The sequence below is a fragment of the Hymenobacter siberiensis genome (genome assembly GCF_018967865.2).
Lineage (GTDB): Bacteria > Bacteroidota > Bacteroidia > Cytophagales > Hymenobacteraceae > Hymenobacter > Hymenobacter siberiensis.
Genome location: NZ_JAHLZY020000001.1, coordinates 4,229,864 through 4,252,107, shown reverse-complemented (window position 1 = coordinate 4,252,107; position 22,244 = coordinate 4,229,864). Strand labels below are relative to the sequence as shown.

General features: G+C 60.9%; 15 protein-coding genes and 1 riboswitch. Of the genes, 2 read left to right on the top strand and 13 right to left on the bottom strand.

Features of this window, described 5'->3' with window-relative positions; all coding sequences use genetic code 11:
• Positions 1-96: 96 nt before the first annotated feature.
• From KQ659_RS18855 to metH, 6 genes are all read right to left on the bottom strand, one after another.
• Positions 97-678: an aquaporin gene (locus tag KQ659_RS18855; protein ID WP_226930053.1), complete on the bottom strand. Its 582-nt coding sequence runs from the start codon at positions 676-678 to the stop codon at positions 97-99.
• 64 nt (positions 679-742) lie between these two features.
• On the bottom strand, positions 743-1,897 hold the full coding sequence (locus tag KQ659_RS18850) for a PA14 domain-containing protein (protein ID WP_216679666.1): 1,155 nt from the start codon (positions 1,895-1,897) through the stop codon (positions 743-745).
• A 111-nt stretch (positions 1,898-2,008) separates the two neighbouring features.
• Positions 2,009-2,449, bottom strand: a complete 441-nt coding sequence (locus KQ659_RS18845) for a putative signal transducing protein (protein WP_216679667.1) — start codon at positions 2,447-2,449, stop codon at positions 2,009-2,011.
• 100 nt (positions 2,450-2,549) lie between these two features.
• Positions 2,550-3,116, bottom strand: a complete 567-nt coding sequence (locus tag KQ659_RS18840; protein ID WP_216679668.1) for a hypothetical protein — start codon at positions 3,114-3,116, stop codon at positions 2,550-2,552.
• Positions 3,117-3,202: 86 nt separating this feature from the next.
• A complete protein-coding gene (metF, locus tag KQ659_RS18835) occupies positions 3,203-4,159 on the bottom strand; it encodes a methylenetetrahydrofolate reductase [NAD(P)H] (protein WP_216679669.1) in 957 nt (318 codons plus the stop codon).
• 63 nt (positions 4,160-4,222) lie between these two features.
• On the bottom strand, positions 4,223-7,918 hold the full coding sequence (gene metH, locus KQ659_RS18830; protein ID WP_216685842.1) for a methionine synthase: 3,696 nt from the start codon (positions 7,916-7,918) through the stop codon (positions 4,223-4,225).
• Positions 7,919-7,989: 71 nt separating this feature from the next.
• A riboswitch (SAM riboswitch) is annotated at positions 7,990-8,097 on the bottom strand.
• Positions 8,098-8,220: 123 nt separating this feature from the next.
• On the opposite strand from metH, the gene KQ659_RS18825 reads away from it, so the two are divergent.
• Together KQ659_RS18825 and KQ659_RS18820 are read left to right on the top strand one after the other, a co-directional pair.
• Positions 8,221-9,171, top strand: a complete 951-nt coding sequence (locus tag KQ659_RS18825; RefSeq protein ID WP_216679671.1) for an NADP-dependent oxidoreductase — start codon at positions 8,221-8,223, stop codon at positions 9,169-9,171.
• A 417-nt stretch (positions 9,172-9,588) separates the two neighbouring features.
• Complete coding sequence (locus KQ659_RS18820; protein ID WP_216679672.1) at positions 9,589-10,320, top strand: LytR/AlgR family response regulator transcription factor; 732 nt, start codon at positions 9,589-9,591, stop codon at positions 10,318-10,320.
• A gap of 1 nt (position 10,321) precedes the next feature.
• Here KQ659_RS18820 and KQ659_RS18815 read toward each other — a convergent pair whose 3' ends face one another.
• The 7 genes from KQ659_RS18815 to KQ659_RS18785 all read right to left on the bottom strand — a co-directional run bounded on the left by KQ659_RS18815 (position 10,322) and on the right by KQ659_RS18785 (position 22,239).
• Positions 10,322-13,417, bottom strand: a complete 3,096-nt coding sequence (locus KQ659_RS18815; RefSeq protein ID WP_216690607.1) for a lantibiotic dehydratase — start codon at positions 13,415-13,417, stop codon at positions 10,322-10,324.
• Between the two features lie 75 nt (positions 13,418-13,492).
• On the bottom strand, positions 13,493-14,494 hold the full coding sequence (locus tag KQ659_RS18810; protein ID WP_216690608.1) for a hypothetical protein: 1,002 nt from the start codon (positions 14,492-14,494) through the stop codon (positions 13,493-13,495).
• Between the two features lie 48 nt (positions 14,495-14,542).
• Positions 14,543-15,559, bottom strand: a complete 1,017-nt coding sequence (locus tag KQ659_RS18805) for a tetratricopeptide repeat protein (protein WP_216690609.1) — start codon at positions 15,557-15,559, stop codon at positions 14,543-14,545.
• Between the two features lie 34 nt (positions 15,560-15,593).
• Positions 15,594-17,792: a peptidase domain-containing ABC transporter gene (locus KQ659_RS18800; protein ID WP_317196071.1), complete on the bottom strand. Its 2,199-nt coding sequence runs from the start codon at positions 17,790-17,792 to the stop codon at positions 15,594-15,596.
• A gap of 29 nt (positions 17,793-17,821) precedes the next feature.
• Complete coding sequence (locus KQ659_RS18795; protein WP_216679676.1) at positions 17,822-19,027, bottom strand: lanthionine synthetase LanC family protein; 1,206 nt, start codon at positions 19,025-19,027, stop codon at positions 17,822-17,824.
• A 36-nt stretch (positions 19,028-19,063) separates the two neighbouring features.
• Positions 19,064-21,487 (bottom strand): outer membrane beta-barrel protein, encoded by a 2,424-nt coding sequence (locus KQ659_RS18790; protein ID WP_216690610.1) that lies wholly within the window; start codon positions 21,485-21,487, stop codon positions 19,064-19,066.
• Between the two features lie 65 nt (positions 21,488-21,552).
• Positions 21,553-22,239: a hypothetical protein gene (locus KQ659_RS18785; protein ID WP_216679678.1), complete on the bottom strand. Its 687-nt coding sequence runs from the start codon at positions 22,237-22,239 to the stop codon at positions 21,553-21,555.
• Between the last annotated feature and the right edge of the window lie 5 nt (positions 22,240-22,244).

Genomic DNA, 22,244 nt, shown 5'->3' with positions numbered 1-22,244 from the left:
ACTCAGCAGAATAATCTGGGCACACCGGTGGGTATGCTGTTGGGTGCCGCCGCTGCCGCCAGCGTCCGTACACGGCGGCCGTGACCCAAGTAGCGGTCAGCGGCCCCAGAAAATACAGCCACAAGCTCGGGCTGCTCCCGGCGGGTATGGCGCTGCCCATTGAGCGGGCAGGATTTCGGCCCCCAGCGCAATCACCCAGCCGTAGGCTCCCGCGGGCGGGCGGGTGGTGTTGTAGTGCACATCCGGGTGACCAAACCACGGGGCCATCAGCCAGAAGATAGCCACGCCGGCCACCAATGCCCCCGCAAACTGCGCCACTACGTACCAAATGGCATCGGCCGTCCGGATATGGCCCAGCTGCCAGAAGCCCAGTGTCACGGCCGGGTTGAAGTGCGCTCCCGAGCGCTTGCCCCAGGGCGAGTAGGCCATGGCCGCCACCAGGCTGCCCACTATCAGCCCTACCCCAATGCGCTGCACCCATTCGTGGGGTCCCAGCGCCCGTGCCACCGCCGAATTAGGGTGGTGGCACACTACGGCCGCTACGCTCGAAAAAACGAGAAAAGCTACCAGCCCGGCCGCCTCTACCAAGTAGTTGGGCCAGTGGCGGCGAAGCGAGCGCAACAGGTGAGTGGCAAATAGTATGAACGACGGATAGAGGCGGTTGCAATACGAACGCACCGGGGAAGTTGGCAGCTGCAATCCGAACGCATACGGGTTTTGAGCACGATGGGGGAAGGCGGAGCTACAGCCGGCGTAGTACCACGCGGCGGTTGCGGGGGCGCTGGACGGGGTCGGCGTTGTCGGCTACGGGCTGGGTGCCGCCGTAGCCCACCGGTCGTAGCTGGGCCGTGTGCACGCCGTGGGCCGTGAGGTAGCGGCATACGGCCTCGGCCCGCTGCTGCGAGAGCTGGCGGTTCAAGTCGGCGTTGCCCACGTTGTCGGTGTGGCCCTGCACTTCGAGGCGCAGGCCGGCGCTTTTTTGCAGCATGGCGGCCAGTGTGTCGAGGGCGGCGCGGGCAGGCGGCAGCAGCCGGGCTGTGCCCTGCTCGAAATGAAGCTCGGGCAGCGTCACGGCTTCACCCACGGCCAGGCGCGCCAGCTGCGCGGTGCCGCCCGAGTCGGCCCGCAATACCAGGGCTTCGGGCGCTGGCGGCGCGGTAGCTTGGGGTGGTGGCAGCATCGGGCGGCGTGCCGGCCGCGCCGCCACCCGCGGCTGGGGAGGCGGGGCGGCTGCGGGTACCGGGGTAGTGCGCGGCCGGGCGGCTACCGTGGGTCTGATGCCGGAAAGCGGTGGCAGCGGCTGTGACTTGGGCGGCGTCGGTGCTGCGGCCGGCCGGGGGTTATTGGCATACAGAAAGCTCGTCGGAATGGGCTCCGGCTTGGGCGTTTCAGCCGCGAGGCCCCACAGGTTGCGCCACGACGAGGGAGCCTGCGCCGCCCGGGGGCCAGGTGGCTCCCAGGTAACAAAAACGCGGGTATCCATGCTGTATTGGCAATAATCGACCCGCAGGCGGTAGGGCTCGCCGGCCCGCAGCTCCACGGCGGTGGTGTAGTTGCTCAGAGGCTGCCCGCGCCACTCGTTTATAATCAGCTGGTCGTTCAGCCACAGCCGAATGCCGTCGTCCACGGTCACATGAAAAAGGTATTTGCCGCTGGTCGGGGGCACTAGCCAGCCCGTCCAGCGCACCGAAAACAGCTCGGCCCCGAGGCCCGGCGCGGGCGGCTGCTGGCCCCAGTTGAAGTTGATGGTGGTATCGCGGCGGGTCAAAACGAACTTTTCGAAATTCGTCCCTTCGTAGTAATCGCCTTTCAGGCCGCTGCCCGTCGGGAGAGGTGCCTGCGCCCACGCGGGTGCACCCGGCAGCCACCACGCCAGCAGCAATACGTTAGCAAGCAATAGCGGCCGCCCAGGCCCCCTTTGGTGTACGCTAGTCATGCGGCAACAACGGTGATTCCCACGCCTTATTGTTGGCGGCCCTCAGGGTTAAATCAGGCGCTGCCGGGCCGCCTACTTAAACTCATCGCCGCAATGAAAGCAGTGAAACCGCTTGCCGCGCACCGGAAACCGCAGCAGTACCGATAGCAGCCCCGACCAGAACCCATACGTATTGCGCGTAGCCGGGCCATAGGCTACATCCGACGACCCGCAACGCGGGCAGCGCGGTGTTACGGGGTCGGGCGCATCGGCGGCGAAGGAGGCAATGTCCGGGTCCGTGGCCCGGGGCACGGCCTCATCGTGCAGAATTTCGAGCGCGGCCTCCGCGTCGCTTTGCCGCACGTGCAGCCGCACGCCGCCCGTAATCGGGCTGTACAGCGGCATAATGGACACCAGATTCTCATTGCTGAGGAAGCACGGAATACCCGCCGCTTCCAACCGGGTGCGGGCCAGGTTGGCCGCCATCGGCTCGTAGAAGGATTCGAGAAAAACGACGGAATCGGGGCTGGACACGGGAGGGAAGTTAAGAGTTGAAAGTTAGGAGTTAAGAGTTGATTAAGCGGCTTGTGATAAAAGCCAGTTAACTCTTAACTCCTGATTTTCAACGCTTAACTTATTTTTGCTGCCGGGTAGCGGCGTCGATGCCGTTCATGGCGTGGCCGGCTTGGAGGCTAACGAACTCAGCCTGGCGGGCACGCACCCGTACTTCATCACGGGCGGGCATGTCCATGCGCACCTGCTTCAGCTGGTCGTTCAGGCGTTGGTACACGGCGCGGGCGTAGTCCCAGTCGCGGTCGGTCCAGGTGGCGCGCTGGGTGCGGGCCTCGCGCACCAGCTGGCCATAGGCGGCGGGCAGGTCCTGGGGCGTGAGGGCGTTGATTTGGCCGTTGTAGGGGCCCAGCAGCTTGGCTTCCATGGCCATCTGCTGGCGCGGGTCGAGGGGCCGGGCGCGGCGGGCGCGGTTGGTGGCATCGTAGGTGGCCGCGGCTTTGCCCACGCGGGCCAGCTTGTGGGCGGCTTTGCTGGCCACGTCATCCAGTTCACGGCCGGCGTTGCGGGCCACGGCCCGGCGCTCATTGGGCGTCGAGTCGCAGCCGGTCAGCAAAAGGGCCGCCAGTGCCGCCGCCGGGAAAAAGCGTAGACGGCGGTTTGCATTAAAACCATCAAATAGTCGTTGCATAGGCATTTTTGGGCTTGAAAAGGCCAACGTGGCCTCGCCTTCTACGGCTAAACGGGCAGAAGGTAGCGGCACCGGCGGCGGCCGGTTTAAAATAGCTCGGCCGCAATGCGCCGGATGCTTTCCGACTTGCCCATGGAGTAATAGTGCAGGCAGGGCACGCCGTGGGCCATCAGCTCGCGGCTCTGGTTGAGGCACCACTCGATGCCGATGGCGCGGGCCGCCTCGTTGTCGCGGCACTGGCTGATGGCCTCCGACAAGATTTCCGGAATGTTGAGGAAAAAGGTCCTCGGCAGCATCGTGAGTTGGCTTTTGGTGGTGAGCGGCTTCAGCCCCGGAATGATGGGCACGTTGATGCCCGCGTCGCGACACTTCCGCTCAAACTTGAAAAACTCCTCGTTGTCGAAAAACATCTGGGTCACGATGTATTCGGCGCCTCGGTCCACCTTATGCTTCAGGAAGCGGATATCGGAGGCATAATTGGGGGCCTCGAAATGCTTTTCGGGGTAGCCGGCCGTACCGATGCAGAAGTTGGTGGCCCAGGTATCATCCTGTTCCTCATCCAGGTACTCGCCCTTGTTCAGGTTGGCCACCTGGCCGATGAGGTCGCAGGCGTAGGCGTGGCCATCGGGCTCGGGCTTGAACACGCCCTCGCTCTTAATGGGGTCGCCGCGCAGGGCCAGAATGGAGTCGATGCCCAGAAAATGCAGGTCAATCAGCGCATTCTCGGTTTCCTCCTTCGTGAAACCGCCGCAGATGAGGTGCGGCACTGTGTCCACATCAAACCGGTTTTTGATGGCCGCGCAAATGCCCACGGTGCCGGGGCGGCGGCGCACGGTCTTCTTCTCCAGCAGGCCGTTGGGGTGGTGGCGGTACACGTACTCTTCGCGGTGATACGTCACGTCGATAAACGGCGGCTTGAACTCCATCAATGGCTCGATATTCGAGAATAGCGTGTGGATGTTCTCGCCCTTTTTGGGCGGCAGCACCTCAAAGGAAAAAAGGGTTTTGCCGTTGGCCTGGGCCAGGTGGTCAGTAACTTTCATTATATGAGCTAGCCGTTAGCTATTAGCTTTTGGGGTCGGGATTTTGAGAACTAGAGCTAACAGCTAAGCCTTCGGTTCGTAGTTCAAATTCGGCATCAGCCAGCGCTCCAGCTCCGGCAGTTCCATGCCTTTGCGCTGCGCGATATCCGCCACCTGGTCCTTGCCAATGCGGCCCAGGCCGAAGTAGCGCGAGTCGGGGTGGGCGTAGTACATGCCGCTCACCGATGAGGCCGGGTACATGGCCAGGTTCTCAGTGAGCGTGATGCCGGTTTTGGCACCCGCGTCGAGCAGTTGGAACAGGGTGATTTTCTCGGTGTGGTCGGGGCAGCCGGGATAGCCGGGGGCGGGGCGCACGCCGCGGTATTTCTCCTGCACCAGGTCCTCGCTGCTCAGGTGCTCGTCGGGCGCGTAACCCCAGAACTCGCGGCGCACCCGCTCGTGCAGGCGCTCGGCGAAGGCCTCGGCCAGGCGGTCGGCCAGGGCTTTCACCATGATGCTGGAGTAGTCGTCATGGTCGGCGTCGAACTGCTCAATCAGCTTCTCGATGCCGATGCCGGCCGTCACGGCGAAACCGCCCATGTAGTCGGCGCGGCCCGATTCTTTGGGGGCCAGGAAGTCGGAAAAGGCGATGTTGGGGATGCTGGGGCCTTTCTCTCCCTGCTGGCGCAGGGTGAAAAACTCGGTGGCTACCGCGTCGCGGGTATCATCCGCGTAGATTTCGATGGTGTCGGAGCCCTTGGTATTGACCGGCCAGAAGCCCAGCACGGCGCGGGCCGTGAGCAATTTCTCATCAATGATTTTGGTGAGCATGGCCTGCGCATCGGCAAACAGCTTGGTGGCCGCCTCGCCCAGCGTGGCATCTTCCAGAATGCGCGGGTAGCGCCCTTTCAGCTCCCAGGTGTGGAAGAAGGGCGTCCAGTCGATATAGCGGGCCAGCTCGGCCAGGTCGTAGTCTTCCAGTACTTTGGTGCCCAGGAAAGTGGGCTTAGTAATCGAAACCGTGTTCCAGTCCGATTTCACGCCGTTGGCGCGGGCAGCCTCGATACTTAAGTAGCTTTTGTCGCGCTGGCGGCTGGCGTAATCGGCACGCAGGGCGGCGTAGTCGTCGGCCACGGTTTGGGCGTAGGCGCGCTCGCTCGAGCCGAGCAGGCCGGCCGCCACGCCCACCGAGCGCGAAGCGTCGTTCACGTGTACCACCGGGCCGCTGTAGGACGGCGCAATTTTCACGGCCGTGTGTAGCCGCGAAGTGGTGGCCCCACCAATGAGCAGGGGGATTTTCAGGCCGCGCTTTTCCATGGCCTGGGCCACGTACACCATCTCATCGAGCGAGGGCGTGATGAGGCCCGACAGGCCAATCACGTCCACCTGCTGCTTCTGGGCTTCATCTAGAATTTTCTCCAGCGGCACCATCACGCCGAGGTCGATGATGTCGAAGTTGTTGCAGGCTAGCACCACGCCCACAATGTTCTTGCCGATGTCGTGCACGTCGCCTTTCACGGTGGCCATCAGGATTTTGCCGGCCGTCTGGCGGTCGCCGCCCTGCTTGTCGGCCAGCAAATACGGCTCCAGATAGGCCACCGCTTTCTTCATCACGCGGGCCGATTTCACCACCTGCGGCAGGAACATCTTGCCGGCCCCGAACAGGTCGCCTACCACGTTCATGCCGGCCATCAGCGGGCCCTCAATCACGTTCAGGGGCCGTGCCAGCTCCAGGCGGGCGGCCTCGGTATCCTCGTCGATAAACTCGGTAATGCCCTTCACCAGCGCGTGCGCCAGGCGCTCCTGCACCGGCAGGCTGCGCCAGGCGTCGGCCACCACTTCCACTTTGCCCTTCTGCTTCACCGTGTCGGCAAATTCGAGCAGGCGCTCAGTGGCGTCGGCGCGGCGGTTCAACAGCACGTCTTCGGCCAGGGCCAGCAGGGTGGGCTCAATCTCATCGTACACCCCGAGCTGGCCGGGGTTCACAATGCCCATGTCGAGCCCGGCCCGGATGGCGTGGTAGAGGAAGGCCGTGTGCATGGCCTCGCGCACCGCATCGTTGCCGCGGAACGAGAACGAAATGTTCGACACCCCGCCGCTGGTGAGGGCCCCGGGCAGGTTGGCTTTAATCCAGCGCACCGACTCGATGAAGTCGACGGCGTAGTTGCGGTGCTCCTCCATGCCGGTGCCGACGATGAGGATGTTGGGGTCGAAAATGATGTCGGTGGGCGGGAAATCGATGCTCATCAGCAGGTCGTAGCTGCGCTGGCAGATTTCCTTGCGGCGTTCCAGCGAATCGGCCTGACCGTCTTCGTCGAAGGCCATCACCACCATGGCGGCCCCGTACTGGCGCACGGTGCGGGCCCGCTGCAGGAATAATTCCTCGCCCTCTTTCAGCGAAATCGAGTTCACGATGCTCTTACCCTGTACGCATTTCAGGCCGGCTTCCAGCACGCTCCACTTCGAGGAGTCAATCATCACCGGCACCCGCGCAATGTCTGGCTCCGAGGCGATTAGGTGCAGGAAGGTGGTCATGGCCTGCTCCGAGTCGAGCATGCCTTCGTCCATGTTCACGTCGAGCACCTGGGCCCCTTCTTCCACCTGCACGCGGGCCACGGCCAGCGCTTCTTCATAGGCACCGGTGCGAATTAGGCGAGCGAAGGCGCGGGAGCCGGTCACGTTGCAGCGCTCGCCCACGTTCACAAACAGGCTTTCGGGCTTGATGGCGAACGGCTCGAGGCCGCTGAGGTGCGTGGCGACGGCAATTTCGGCCGGCAGCTGGCGCGGCTTGTACCGCTCGGCCAGTCGGCTCAGCTCGGCAATGTGCTGGGGCGTGGTGCCGCAGCAGCCGCCCACCACCGTCACGATGCCTTCTTTCAAATACTCCTCTACTAAGCTGGCAAATTCCTGGGCCGATTCGTCGTAGCCGCCAAAGGCGTTGGGCAGGCCGGCGTTGGGGTAGGCCGAGATGTGCACGTCGGAAATGCGGCTCAGCTCCTGCACGTACTGGCGGAGCTGGTCGGCGCCGAGGGCGCAGTTCAGGCCCACGCTCAGCAGCGGCAGGTGGCGGATGCTGTTCCAGAAAGCCTCCACCGTCTGGCCGCTTAGCGTGCGGCCGGAGGCATCGGTGATGGTGCCCGAAATCATGATGGGCACCACGCGGCCGCCCTCGTCGAAGAACTTCTGCACGGCGTAGAGGGCTGCCTTGGCGTTCAGCGTATCGAAAATGGTTTCGATGAGGAGCGTGTCCACGCCACCGTCCACGAGGCCGTGCACCTGCTCCAGGTAGGCGGTGGCTAGCTCATCAAACGTCACGGCGCGGTAGCCGGGCCGGTTCACGTCGGGCGAGAGCGAGGCGGTGCGGTTGGTGGGGCCCACGGCCCCGGCCACGAAGCGCGGGCGCTCGGGCGTGCTGTATTCGTCGGCCGCCTCGCGGGCCAGGCGGGCCGACTCGTAGTTCAGCTCATAAACCACGTGCTCCAGGCCGTAGTCGGCCTGCGCAATGGTGGTGCCGCTGAAAGTGTTGGTTTCCACCATGTCGGCCCCGGCCGCGAAGTACTCAGCGTGAATGCCTTTGATGATGTCGGGCCGCGTCAGGCTCAGCAGGTCGTTGTTGCCGCGCAACGGCTTGGGATGGTCGGCGAAACGGGCACCCCGGAAGTCCTCCTCCGTGAGCGGGTGGCGCTGAATCATGGTGCCCATGGCGCCGTCGAGAATCAGCAGGCGCTGGCGCAGGATTTCGGGAAGAGGGGAGGGGGCGGCGAGAGTGGCAGTGGGCATTTCTTTCTGTTCGATAGGGCTACGTAAGCGCGTATCCAGAAAGAAACCCATGCGGCGAGGCACGGTTCCGGCTGTCATCTTCTTTCACCAAAAAAATAGTGAAACGGGAGTTGGCACCTACTCTAGGTAGGTTGCCAAGACGTCATCGGGCCCGGTCCCTCGGTCTTTCTGGATAGCAGCGTTGAACGAATATACAGCCGAAACGCAAAATGGTTCGCTGGCCGTGCAAAACCTACGCCTGCCCGTGGGAGTTAAGTCACCCATTCCAAGGAGCAATTTCTTCCAGGGAGCAATTTTCAATTATGGCAAAACAAACGAAAGCCGCCTTCTACACCGAATTCGGTGGGGTGGATAAAATTCAAGTCGGTAACCTGGACCTGCCCGAAGTAAAGGAAGGGGAAGTGCTGCTGCGCGTGAAGGCGGCCGGGGTCAATCCCGTCGATTCGCTGATTCGGGAGGGCTATTTACAGCAGATGCTACCGGCTGAGTTCCCTGTTGTGCCGGGCTGGGATATGGCCGGGGTGGTAGAGGAGCGCGGCCACGGGGCCCGCCGCTTTGCTGTTGGCACGGGGGTGTATGGCTACATTCGTCGTCCCACGGTGCAGCACGGCACTTTTGCCGAGTACATGGTGGTGCCCGAAAGCTACCTGGCCCTGCGGCCCGGTAGCCTGAGCTGGGAGCAGGCGGCCGGTATTCCGCTGGCGGGGCTCACGGCCTACCAGTCGCTGTTTGACGCCGGCCAGCTGCAGGCGGGCCAAACGGTCCTGATTCTCGGAGCTTCGGGCGGGGTGGGCGGTTTCGCCATTCAGCTGGCCAAAGACCGGGGCACAACGGTAGTGGCGGTAGCCAGCGAGCCCAACTTCGCCTACATGAAGGAGCTGGGTGCTGATTTCACGGTTGACTATCGCAATGGAAGCGTGGGTGATGCCGTGAAAGCCCTTGTGCCCGCCGGTGTCGACCTGATTTTCGACTGCATCAGCGGCGATACGCTTACCCAGAGCCTGCCGGCCCTGAAACCCGGTGGTACGCTGGTTTCCATCCTGCACAACGGCCAGGGGCTGGATGCCAGCATCAACTTCCACTACGTTTTTGTGGAGCCCAATACCCAGCAGCTGGACGAGCTGCGCCAGCTGGCCGATGCCGGTAAATTGACGGTGAAAATTGCTGAAACGTACCCGCTAGCAGAGGTGCAGGAAGCCCTCAAGCAGATTGAATCTCACCACACGACCGGCAAAATCGTTGTCGTGCCCTAGCAGCGTCAGAACAAGGGTTAGCCAAAAGTGTGAACGTCATGCTGAACGCCGCAATAGCGGCGTTCAGCATGACGTTTTTTGATAGGGGCTATACCAGCCACACGCTGCCGGCCGCAAACCGGGCCGGCTCGGGCAGCAACTCCGGAAACAGCTGCGCCCCAGCAGTCGGGCCCAATTGCCGGCGCTACCCACGCGTAGCGGCCCGGCATTGGCCTTCGGTGTTTTAAGGGCAGGCGCACGAAACAAGAATACCTGATAAATCGAATATTAAAAAATAACGCTGCTTTGTAAATAGTTTAAAATCATGAAAATAAGTGATTTTATAATTGGATTACTGCTGGCGGGACGGACAATATAAAAAATCCGCTATCTTTCACCGTCACCTGCACCGTTTCCCTTCGAATACACTGCCAGCCTATGCTTTCTTGTTTAATTATAGATGATGAGCAAGGTGCCATTGATATCCTGAGCACTTTCATCGAGAAGACCCCGTTTTTGAATTTGGAGGGTACTACTTCGAGTCCCATTGAGGCACTTAGTATCATCGAAAACCAGACAATTGACCTGGTGTTCCTGGATATTCACATGCCGCAAATTTCAGGGCTTGACTTTATGCCGCTCATCAAGGGCCGCACCAAGGTTATTCTGACGACAGCTTATAGCGAGTTTGCCGTGAAAGGATTTGAGCTGGAGGCGCTGGACTACCTGCTCAAGCCTATCGCCTTCGAACGATTTTTGAAAGCAGCCCAGAAAGCCCTGAATGCCAATATCGAACCTTCGGCGCGCTGGCAACCCGCCGAAAAAGAAGACGACTACATCTTTGTCAAAACAGAGAGTAAGGGAAAAATGATGAAGGTTAATTTTGCCGACATCATGTATATCGAAGGGATGAAGAATTATTTGTCCATCAATACGAAAGAAGACCAGGTTGTTACACTTTTAAATATCAAGGATTTAGAAGAGCGGTTGCCGGCCCGGCAGTTTATGCGGGTCCATAAATCGTACATCGTATCCATCAATAAAATCAAAGCCATTGATGGCAACCAGATTCTGTTTACCGATATGAAAGCCTACGTTCCGCTGGGCGATACCTACCGCAGCGCCTTTTTTGAAGCCTTGAACCAGAAAATGATGGGCGGGAAGAAATAAGCTATGGCCGTTTTTGCATAGCCTGCAGGGCAGCGTAGTGCCGATACAGAAAATCGTAAAGCACCAGCTCATGCAGCCTTGCCTCGGCCGGAATCAGCCGATTGAGCAACATATGCAGGTAGGAGCTCATGAGCTGGTTTTTGGCCACTACCAGGCGGCCTTCAGCTGCCAGCGTGTTGATTTGTTGGGCGATGGCGACTAGCGCCGCCGGCAGCGCCGTGGTTGCTGCCTGTGCCAGAGCCTGCTGAATTGCCGGGCGAGCATTGCGGTACTTAGTGGCAAGCTGCAGCTTTAAGTCCTTATCCAGAGCGAATTCGCGGGCGAAGGTATCCCGCATGCTTTCCAGCAGCAGCACCTTTTGGGCCAGGCAATACCCGAAGGCATTGAGGAGCTCTTCGATGGCCCCCAGCCCCCACAGCCAATTATCGGGCGCCGTATCGGGCTGCTGCTCGGTAGCGAGTAGCATATGCAGGAGGGCAGTGCTTTGGTAGCCGAATAAGGCTTCGGTGAGCGCTATGGCGCTGGGGCCGTAGCGTTCCAGCTCCCGCTGGTAGGTCTCGGTCTGGATTTTCCAAATGGAGCCATCGGCGCTCAGAGGGGCCAGGTAGGCTTGAATGCGCTGAATGACGTGGCCAATTTGCTGGGGCTGCGGGAGGTGGAAGCGTACGCGCAGGTGATTGTCGGGGTCGGAATAGCGGATAAAAAACCAATTGTCGATGAGGCCCTGGGCCAGCAACTCCTGCGTTAACGGGTGAATGATGGTGAGCAGCACCTGGTCGGCAATCTTTTGGCCGCAGTATAGCTTGTAGTAGAGCCATTCCGTGCCGAGGATAAACGCTCGCTGCACGGTTGTTTCAGGTAACTTTTGTTTGGGCGCCGGGGCCGGGTAGCTGGCGTGCTGGTGTACCAGCAGCCCAATGAACTGCTGGGCGTAGGGCCTGCCGGTAGCATCGTGGACAGGGCTGGCCGCCGGATTCCCTAAAAACTCCTTCAGCCGGAAATTACTCAGCTTCCGGATGGCATCGAGCCAGATTCGGACCAACAAGTCATTGTCGGCATCAATCAGCAGCTCGTTATCCCCCTCGACGAGCACAAACAAGCGCGGTAGCTGCCACTGTTTGCGAAATTTTTGCCAGATATCTGTAAAAGAGATGGCTGTACTGGTTAGCAAGGTTTGTACATCGGCCGACTCGAAATACCAGGAAGCCGGCTCCAGTACTACATTTTGGTAGTTGAGCCGGGGCAGGAACCGCGCTCCGGCGGCGATTGACTGCCAGCTGAAACCTAACCGGGGTTGGAGGCCCTGGGTCTGTAGGTCGCACAAAAACTGGTACATCGGTAGCGCCTCGCCCGAGAAATTATGCGCTGTGCTCAGCCGGGGAATGATGGTCTGGTTGGTTTTGCGCGAGCGCAGGACCAACTGCCCTCCTTTCACCGAGATAAGCATGTCCTGCACCATTACCTGCTCCGTAACAGGCAGGGCCGACTGCGCCAGGTAGGGGATTTCGAGGGCCCGGAAGCTGTGGCGCAGCAACACATTGCCAACCCGGCTGGCGGGCAGGTGACATATTTCGGCAAATGCAACGTTCGGGTTCTGCTGTTGCTCCTGCGCGGTTACCTCGCGCACCAGCTGCTCGATGGCCGGCTCGGCGTGCGCGAAGCGCCCCAGCAGGTTGACGGCGCTGGAGCCGGCGGCGCTCTCCAGCAAAATACGCCCGTCAGCAAGCAGGCGGAATACAACGGCCAGCGAAGGCGGCAACGGCTGGCCCGCCGGGGCAAAGCCTTTTAGCTCGGCTTCGGTAATACTGAGGCTGTACGCCTGCTGCTGCTGGGCCTGCCACAGCTTCTGACGCATAAATTGCTGCACCTCGCTTAGCGCCGGGGCGGTGCCCGAAGCGGCGGTTTTGGGCAGGGTCAAGTCGTGCGTCAGCGGGGAGTAGGTACTGCTGCCGTAGTCGGTGTATGACAAGCCCCGTTCGTTGTCAAGCGCTTCTACCAATGCTACTTCGCGGTCTTCGTAGCGGGCGTAGAAGCGTCGGCGAAAGTCATCGAGGCGGGGATTGGTGGGCGGGGCAGTGAGGTGTGATAGTACGCGCAAGGCCTCCAGGAGCTCTGTTTGCAGCGTGGCGGCCAGCGTTGGCTCCGGTGCCATGCCCACGATGGTATCAATCTGAAATAGCTTGCTGGCATCTGCCTCTATGCCCAGGGGGGCCAGCAGCGTCGCAATGGCTTCATAGCTGGCCGGAGAATTAACGGCGGCCTGGTCCAGGGCCTGCACCTGTTGCCGTACCACCTCCAGCAAGTCGATAATAGCGGCCAGCTCGGGACTGGCCTTCGTTTGCTGCACCCGATTAAGCACGGCCTGGATGCGGTAGAAGAACTCCTCACCCGTAACCGTGGGCTCCAGTTCGTGCACCAGTACCTGGCTATCAATCAGCTCCTCCACAAACTGCGTGGCTTCGGCAGGGTCGGTCGCATCATCATCATCATCATCCAGCAGCAGGGCGACCAGCTCGGTATAGGACTGGCCGTTCTGCGCGGCCGTTAGTACCCGCAGCAGGTAAGGGCTGGCTTCCAGGGCACTTAGTTGATTCACGCGCGCCCCGTTGAGATAGTAGTATTCGAGGTAGCGAAATGCGCCTCCCGTGAGGTAGAGACTGCTGTTGGGCCAGTAGCGCAGCTGCGGCCGGATGGCCTCATGGGCGGCTAGCTGCTGCGCCAGCGCACACAGGTAATGCATGTCGAGGCGCGTGTGGCGGCCCGCCTTTTCGGGCGCGGCGATGAGCTTAGTAGTAGCGCCCCACTGCACTACCGCGCACCCGGCAAACAACCCAAACGGGGTGCAGCGAGTAGTGGCCCGTACGTAGTAGCGGCTGAGGGAACGGCGGAGCTTATCGAGCCGTCGGATATCGGTTAGCTCGCCCTGCTGCCACTTCTGGCACTCTGCCCACAGTACCGGCGAGGCCAGGTAGAGGGCTTCCATAAAATGGTCGTCGTGTAGCAGGCGGGTAAGGGTCGCTTCAGCAATGTGCTCGTCGAATGGGCGCGTGGGAGTCCGCAAAATCAATTGCGGATGAAACTGGTAGGCGTGGGGCATAAGCAGGAACCGGCATTAGCGAATAGAGGTCCCTAAAGGTGCGGCACAGTTCCTGATTAAGCCGCACAAGCGGGCTCAGGCCGCCAGGCGCACCGCCCGGCCCCGCCGGTCGAGGAGGGTGGCCGTGGCAAAATTGCGAATGACGGCCAGGTGGGTCGTGTCGGACGTTTGCTGGTGTAAATAGTGGCCGGCCTGGGCCAACAAATTGGCTTTAAACACGCCGTATTCAGAAGCAATTTCAGGGTCAGCTACGAAAATAAGGACATTCTCCAGGAAGGAATTGAGGCCGTTTTGGTAGTATGATTCCTTTACATACAGCCAGTTGTGTAGGATTGCCCGGTTGTAGGTGTCGGGGTGTAGCTGCTGCAGTAAGTCCCGGAAAAAGAAGTGGTAGTGGTAGTCGTCGGTGTATTGTGGATGGGTGAGATAGGTGGTGTTCTGGCTGGCGAGTTTCGCAAATGCCTCGTCGAGGGTATGTTCCTGGTAGGCCCGCACCTGTTGCAAGGCCGCGCCATCCCAGTCATCGATGAGCAGGCCAGTGGCCTGGCCGGTATGAGCAAACGTGAGGATGTTGCGCAACAGGTTGTGGGCGCGGGCATGGTGCTGTTGCTGCGTATAGAGCGCCACGATATTGAGCAGCTGCTCGACTCGCCGGTAAATGAGCTTGTAGCCCTGCCGCTCCAGCTCGGCGCTTAGTAGCAGGCCCTGGTGCAATAAGGCAATTCCCTGCGTGGTATTGCCAACTTTATACTGGTAGTTGCCCCACGCCGAGAGGTGGAATAAGGTAACAAATGCTTGCGGGGCGGCTGGTAATTCAGCCAGCTCGGCATCAGCCAGCTGCAGTTGGGCAAGGGCGGCCGCCAGCTTATCGGTGCGGCATAGCTGCACGGCTGCGGTGTACTGCTGCAGAACCGCCGTTGCCTGTTGGTAGGCTTCCGGGCCCATTTTTGCCCGGAGCTCCTTATCGAACCAGGTGGTAAATATGGCTTGGATATTCGGGCCCTCTACCAGCGTGGGCTGGGGTAGCTGCCGCAAAGCCGCCAGTTGGCGGGTGAACGTGGACAAGGAGCTGGGCATGTGACTGATTGCTTGAGGGTTACACGCTAAGAAGGTGGCAGCGGCAGGCTACGCGGCCATGCGCGCGGCCCGGCCGCCGGCCCGCAGGCGGGCGCGTTCGGCCACGGCTCCCACGGTACTCAGCAGGTCCTCGCGCTGGGCAGTGGCTTGCTGCCGGATGTGGCTGGCTGCCTGGGCTAGCAGGTTGGCCTGGAAAACCCCATAGCGCGGGGCGGCAACGGTGTCGGCAAGAAAAGTCAGCACATTAGCGAAGAAGGCATCCGGCCCTTCTGCATAGAATGACGCTTTCACGTACAGCCAGTTGTAGAGCAGAGTGCGGTCGTAGGTGCTGACTTCGAGGCCGGCCAGTAGCTTGCGGCCCGCGTGGCAGTGAAAGTAGTCGTCGGGCAGGCCCGTTGGGGAGGCCAGCATAAGCGTGTTGAGCTCGGCCAGCTGCCGGCACACGTTGAAAAGCGTGGTTTCCTGCAAGGCCTGCACCTGCCGCAAACGAGCGGCATCCCAATCGGCAACAAATAGCCCCGTGGCCTGCCCCGCGTGAATGAACGTCGCCGTGCTGGTCAGCAGCCCGATGGCGGCTTCGTACTGCTGCTGCTTGCCATAGATGGTGGCAATGTTTTGCAGCTGCTCGATGCGCCGGTAGATGAGGGCGTGGTGGCCCTGCTGCTCGAGCTCGATACTCAGTTGCAGGCCCTGGCAGAGCAGCGCTACCGCCCGCTCGCCTTCGCCGGCTTTGTAGTAATAGTTGCCCCAGCCCGAAAGCTGAAACAGTGAAGTGTAAGGTATCAGCGCCGCTGGCAGGGCGGCCAATTGTTCGTCGCCGCGCTGTAGCTCGGCCAGGGCGGCGGCCAGCTGGTCCTGGCGGCACAGCAACACTCCTTCGTTGAATTGGCGCATCACCGCATCGGCCTGGGCAAAGCCGGCGGCACCGTACTGCGCCTGAAATTCATTGGTTAGCAATGCGGAGAAAAGCGCCTGCGTATCGAGCGAGAGTTCGCGCCGGGCATTGGCGGGGGGCCTGGGCAGGGCGACCAATTGGTCGACGAAGTGCTGGAGGGTGCGGCTCATCGGCGTAGGAGAAAGGGGGTGGTGGTGTAATTGCTTAGTTGCCTAGCTCGAGCTGATTTTTAATAAGCTCGAAGTAGTAGCCCCGGTTGCTGACAAGTTCCTCGTGGCTGCCCTGCTCCCGGACTTCGCCATTGTGGAGGACAATAATGTTGTCGGCATTTTTGACGGTACTGAGCCGATGCGCAACGATGACCACCGTTTTGCCCTGGAAAAAGGCATTCAGCCGCTCCATAATCACCCGCTCGTTGTGGGCATCTAGGGCGCTGGTGGCTTCGTCCAGAAAAATATAGTCGGGGTTTTTGTACACCATGCGGGCTATCAGCACCCGTTGGCGCTGCCCCCCGCTCAGGCCCTTGCCGTCTTCGCCAATTTTGGTGTGCAGGCCCAGGGGGAGGCTGTTCACGTACTGGTCGAGGTTGGCTACGTGCAGGGCATGGGCCAGGGCCGCCTGGTTGCGGTACTCGGCATTGATGGCAATGTTATTACCGATGGTATCGGAAAAAATAAAGCCGTCCTGCATCACAATACCGCAGTGCTGGCGCCAGTGTTGAGGACTGAGCCGCTCCAGGGGCAGCGCATCCACCAGCACCTGCCCCGTGGTAGGGTTGCAGATGCGTAGTAACAGCTTGAGGAGCGTGGTTTTACCGCTGCCGCTCGCCCCGACAATGGCGGTGGTTTTGCCGGCCGGCACAGAAAAGGAGAGGTTCTTGAGCACGGGCTGGTTGCCCGCTCCCGGATACACAAACGAGAGTTGCTCGAGGTGTAGCCCCCGCCGGGCGGGTAGCTCCGGCACATAATCCTTGGTGGCATCCTCTTCATCGTCGAGCATGTGTACCTGCCCCAGGCGTTCCAGGCTCACTTTGGCATCCTGGTAGGTTTGCATGAAGGTGGCCAGCTGCGCAATCGGTCCATTCATCTGCCCCACGATGAACTGAACGGCCATCATATCCCCTAAGCTCATCTGCTGGTTCATCACCAGGCGGGCCGCCACGAACAGAATGAGGACGTTTTTGGCCTGGTTGATGAACGTGGCTCCGACCTGCTGGTACTGCGTGAGGGCCAGCGAGCGCACGTTGAAGTGAAAGAGCTTGGCCTGAATGCTCTCCCATTCCCAGACCTTCTGCACGCCGCAGTCGTTGATTTTTATCTCATACACGCCGTTGATGAGCTGTAATACCTTGGCGCGGTTTTGCGCGGCTATGCCAAACCGTTTGAAGTCCAGTAGTTTGCGCCGCGACAGGAATAAATGACTCCAGGTAAAGTACAGGGCGCTGCCGCCCAGCAAAATACCGCAAATAAGGGGGCTGTAAAAGTACAGCACTACCCCAAACATGCTGAAGGTCAGCATCGAAAACAAGGTATTGAGCGAGCTTCCCGTTAGCAGTGCCTCAATGCGGTTGTGGTCTTCGATGCGTTGCAGGATATCGCTGGTGAGCTTGGTGTCGAAGAAGGAGAGCGGGAGCCGGAGGAGCTTATGCAGAAACTCAGACAGCACCGCCACATTCATGCGGGCCGTGATGTGAAGCAATATCCAGCCCCGAATCAGCTCAACGGAGGTTTGCCCCAGGGTAATGAGCAGCTGCCCGAATAAGATGACATAGACAAAGTTGAGGTCGTGCCGCTTGATGCCCACGTCGACCAGGCCCTTGGTGAGCAAGGGCAGCGCCAGCTGAATGAGCGCGCCCACCACCAGCCCGGCCAGCAGCTGGCGCAGCAGGGCCTGATACTGCCACACGTGGCGCAGCAGCTGCCCAATGCCCGCCCGGGTGGCCGGCCCGTCATCCTCGGCCTGGTAAAAAGCCGGGGTGGGCTGTAGCAGCATCACAATGCCGGCGGCCTGGTTATGCACCGAGGTATAGGCCCAGTTCTGCAAAAATTCTTCCTTGGAGTAGGTGTGCAGGCCGCTGGCGGGGTCGGAGATGTAGACTTTGTTGCGCTTTATCTTGTAGAGCACCACAAAGTGGTTTTTCCGCCAGTGAATGATGCAGGGCAGCTGGGCGTGCTGGGTCAGCTTGTCGAAGGTCATGTTGCCCCCCATCGCCTTGATGCCGAGCTTCTCGGCGGCCCGGCTGATACCCAGGAGCGAAACGCCCGTTTTGCCAATCTGGCTGGAGAGGCGAATTTTCTCAATATTGAACAGCTTGCCGTAGAACTTGCTGATTATCTGTAAGCAAGTAGGACCGCAGTCCATGACGTCGTGCTGGCGGTAGTGCGGAAAACTAAGCGGCATCATGGCAGTAGGGGTAAAAGGGTTCTGGGCGATTAAGACAAGCCGACGAACGCGGCGAGGGCATAGCGCCCTTCGGACTCTGCCTGCAGGAGCGTCAGCCCGATGCCCACCACGCCGAAACTCATGCCCAGCTGTGCCGCCGGATAGTGCGCGTAGAACTGGGGCGAAAAATGGAGGTAGTCATTCGGGTGCGTTGCCAGGCTGGGTATGCGTTCCAGCCAGTAGGTGGCTGCCGTGGCAAATTCGGGCACCGCCGTGTGGCGGTACAAGGCATCGTAGAGCAGGTAAACGCCCGCCGCCCCGTAGTACACGGAGGCATCCTGAATGTGGGTTTCGGACAGGTTACGGCGGGGCAGCGTCCGCATCACCACGGCCAGGGCCGCCTCCCGGGCCGCCTCATCCTGTAGCACGGCAGCAGCTCGCAGCAGGCCATAAGCCGTGCCCAGGTCGCCGTAGATGAGGCACAGGTTGTTGGTAAGCTCGGCCTTGCCCGCCCACAGCGGAAACGACGACAGGAACCGGTCGGGGTCGATGCGGGCGGCCAGTAGCCAGGTGGTCGCATGTCGCAGCAGCGTAGCGCACTGGGCCGGCCGGATGCCGGCCGCGTGCAGGTCGGCCAGAAAGGTCATTATCATGGCGCTGCCGTGCGAAAAGCCGGTATAAGCCCGGGGCTCGGCAATAACGCGGCACAGCCAGTAGTAGCCTGTTTGCTCGTCGCCCTGGTGCTGCTCCGTCAGGGCCGCGAGCAGTTCTTCGAGCAGTGGCCGGGCTCGCTCCGTGTGCGGCAGCCGGCGCAAAAAGTACGTGCCACAGCTTAGGGCCCCGCTGGTGCGCTCAAAATTGTGGCTTGCCAGGTAGTGGCGCATCCGGTCGGCCAGCAGGTTGTCAATCTGTTGCAGCGTTGGCTCGGCATCCCAGTCGAGGTGGCCCTGGGTGGTGAGGTAAACCAGCAGCCCGCCCAGCTCGGCCAGCTCCTGGTAGTAGTTGCTGCTGAAATCGGCTTTGTAGGTGCGAGGGTTGAGGGCGGCCATCACCTGCTCCAGCTCGGCCAGGGCCCGCTCGTAATACCCGGTTTCGCCGCTAAAGGCTGCGTAGTGGCAGTTGAAGAGGATGGTGCCGCCTTTGCCCGATGCCACGCCGAAAGTCGTCAGTGTAGGAGCCCCCGGGGCATTGAGGTAGTGGGCCACGGTTGCCAGCAGCGGGCCGATGGCGGTGGGCGCAGCGGTTAGGGTTTCCATAGTGAAGGACGGGTTAGCAGTCTGGTTGGTAGATGTTTAGTGCAGGCGGTTTAGCTCGTCGGTATTGCCCTTGGTTTGCACCTGTTTGCTCTTGAAGCCGGTTTTGCCAAAATTGTAGGTGAACGAGGCACGCACCCGGCGGGTATCGGTGCGATTGATGCCTTCCGTCACGATGGGGACCACATTGGACGATATCCCCACGTTGGCCTGATAAAAGATGTCCATCACTTCCAGTTTCAGCGAGGCGTGTTTCTGCAGCAGCGACTTCTTCACCGCCACCCGCACGTTGGAGTACGAGCTGTAGTCGAGCAGCCCGCTGAAGGAGGGAGAGCCGTAGGCTCCGAATACCTGGGCCGTCCAGTCATGTCCCAGCTGGAACGTGTGGTCGGTGCTGGCCGTGAAGTACACTTTCTGCTTCGTGTAAATCGCCGCGGTCTCCATGGGGTCGGGCAGGCTCAGCTGCTGGTAGAGCAGGCTGCCATTGTTGGTCATGCTCCACCACTTGGCCAGCTGCACGGGCGCCGTGAGGGTAATGGTGCCCAGGTGGCGCTGCCGAAAGTTCTGGGGCGTGAGCACGAAGCGCAGCGTGGCGGGCTGGTACACGTAGAGGGAGGCAATGGCATTGGTGGTTTGCGTGTAGGCTAGCTGCAGGCCAAACCCCTTGTAGAGATGGTTCCAGGAAAAGCTGTTGGTGTACTCGGGCCGCAGCCGGGCATTGCCCTTACGCGAGGTATAGTTGTTGATAAACAGCTCGTAGGGAATCAGATTTTCGTAGGCCGGCCGGTTCACGTTGCGGGCGTAGGCCAGCGAGGTCGTGTAATTGGGCGATGCCTTAAAGTCGGCCCGCAGATTTGGAAACAGGTTGAAGTAGCTCGAGTCGATACCGGCCCGGACCTGATAGCGGGTTTGCTCGGCCCGGAGCCCGGCCGCCAGCGTCAGCTTATCGTAAGTTTTGTTCAGGCTGAAGTAGCTGGCCCCAATCTGCTCCTGGTAGCCCAGGTGCGAGAAGGGCGTGGTGGCCTGGGGCTTCCACTGGCCCTCGGTCAATAGCTCGGCCTGCTGCCGGCTATCGTTGTAAGTAGCGGTGTACTTCAGGCCGGCCTCAAGCCGGGTGGTTGGGCCAAGTACCTTGGTGTAGTCCAGGGCGCTGGTATAAATGTCGTAGGTGGCGGGGGCGGTGTTGCGAAAAACCGACTCGCTGCCTGTCGAGTCGCGGAAGCCCTGCTGGTACTGGTTGAAGGTTTGCTCCTGGCGGCTCAAAAACTGCGCGTAGTTGGCCGTGCCCAACAGGTTCGACCCTTGCTTGTCGAGGGTGCGCTGAAAAAACAGGTTGTAGCTGCGCAGGTCTATTGCCACCCGGCCGTTGTTGCGGCTGGTCGAATTAGTGATACCACCCGCCTCTCGAATAACGCCCTGCAACAAGCCCTGGGCCGCAATGCTGGATGTTACCGTCTGAACGTCCACTCCCACCGTGGTGCGCTCATCGAAGTGGTAGTTCACGCTGCCCGCAAAGCTGCCGTCCCGGATGGTGGTTTCAAAGTCATTGTCCTGGTGCAGCGTGCCGGCCGGGGTGCGCCCCGCAAAAAACGTCCGGTTCTCGTAGCCGCGCTCAATGCCGTTGCGGTTCGCCAGGCTGCCGTTGGCCGCGAAATCAAACTTGGCCGAGCTGGCCCGCACTCCGCCGTTGAGGCCCTGGCCCATGCGAAACCCCTGGCTCAGGTTGCCGCCCAGGTTGGCCGCCCAGCCGCCTTCGGGGCTGCGCTTCGTGTAAATTTCGATGACCCCGCCCGAGGCATTCGCGTCGTATTTCGACGACGGGTTGCTAATCAGCTCGATGCGCTCAATCTGGTCGCCGGGCAGGCTGGCCAATACGCTTTCCAGGTTGGCCCCGGGCAGCCGTTTGCCATTGAGCAGAATCAGCACATTGCTCTTCCCCCGGAAAGTGAGGTGCCCATCGCGCAGCTGCACCGCCGGGGCCATTGCCAGAATACTGTAGCCATCGTTGCCGGCGGCCAGCACGCTGTGGGCCACGTTCATGGTAATGCGGTCGGGTTTCTGTTCCAGCAGCGGCCGCTGCCCTACCACTTGTACCTCTGCGAGCTGCTGGGCCGCTGCCTGCAAGCCAATGGGGGCGAGGCTCAGGGGCGGCGCACCAGCCAGCAGATTGAGCGCTTGCACATGCGTCGCGTAGTTCAGCATCAGGATGTTGAACTGGTAACTGCCCGGTTTCAGCCCCTGCAGGGTGAACCGGCCGTTTTCGTCGGCCAGGGCCGAGTTTACCACGCTGCCGTCAGGGCCGTTGGTTTTCACTACGAGTGTGGCGTAGCTCACGCCGGCCTGGGTGGCTTGGTCGATTGCCTGGCCCGTGATGGTGCTTTGCGCAGCTGCGAGCGTGGGGCCGGCCAGCAAGCCCAGGAGCGTGAGGAAATTCCGACTTTTTTTATTAAAAAGTATATTCATGGCCGTATATTTTTTAAGAAAAAAGAATGTTGAGAAAAGAGGAAAGGCCGCTTGCTGAAAGAGTTTTAGTGCGTTTGCAGCAGGCGCTGCACGACGGTTTTGGGCGCACCGCTCACCTGCAGCAGCCCGTTGAGTTGGGTGATGGCAACCAGCCGATGCGCCAGTAGCTGATTGGAGGAGCTATCGAGCAGCCCGATGTAGGTGACCTGGCCGTTGTGGACGGCGGGGGCGATGTAGCTGAGGTGGCCGTGTAGCACCAGGGCTTGGTCGGTGCCCTCCAGCGGTACTTCCAGCACCAGGGCGGGGGCTTGTCGCAGCGCGGTTAGCTGGCCCAGGGCTATGCGGCCGCTGAAGCGGTAGGTGTTGGTGAGCGGGACCAACAGGCCCAGGGTATCGCCGGGGATAACGGTGGTCGGCGCGGCCGAGAAATACGTTCCGGTGAACGGAGCCCGTAGCCCGCCAATAGTATCTGTTGGAGAGGCATTTGTCAGGTAATGGCCCTTGGTTACCACGCTGCCCGAGGCCAGCAGCGGCCGCAGCTGATTAGCTGACTGACGCAGATAATAGGGCGCCACTTCGCCTTTGAGAACCAGCGGGTAGCTGTGGTGCTCGGGCAGCGCAATGCTGCTGGCCAGGGCCGCCACGCCCAGCAGCAAACCCAGGAGTAGCCCCCCGCCCGCCCGCACAATCCAACGGGGGGGCGTGCCGATAATATCGGTGATTTCGGCTGAAAATAGCGGGCGGTTTTCCATGGGTC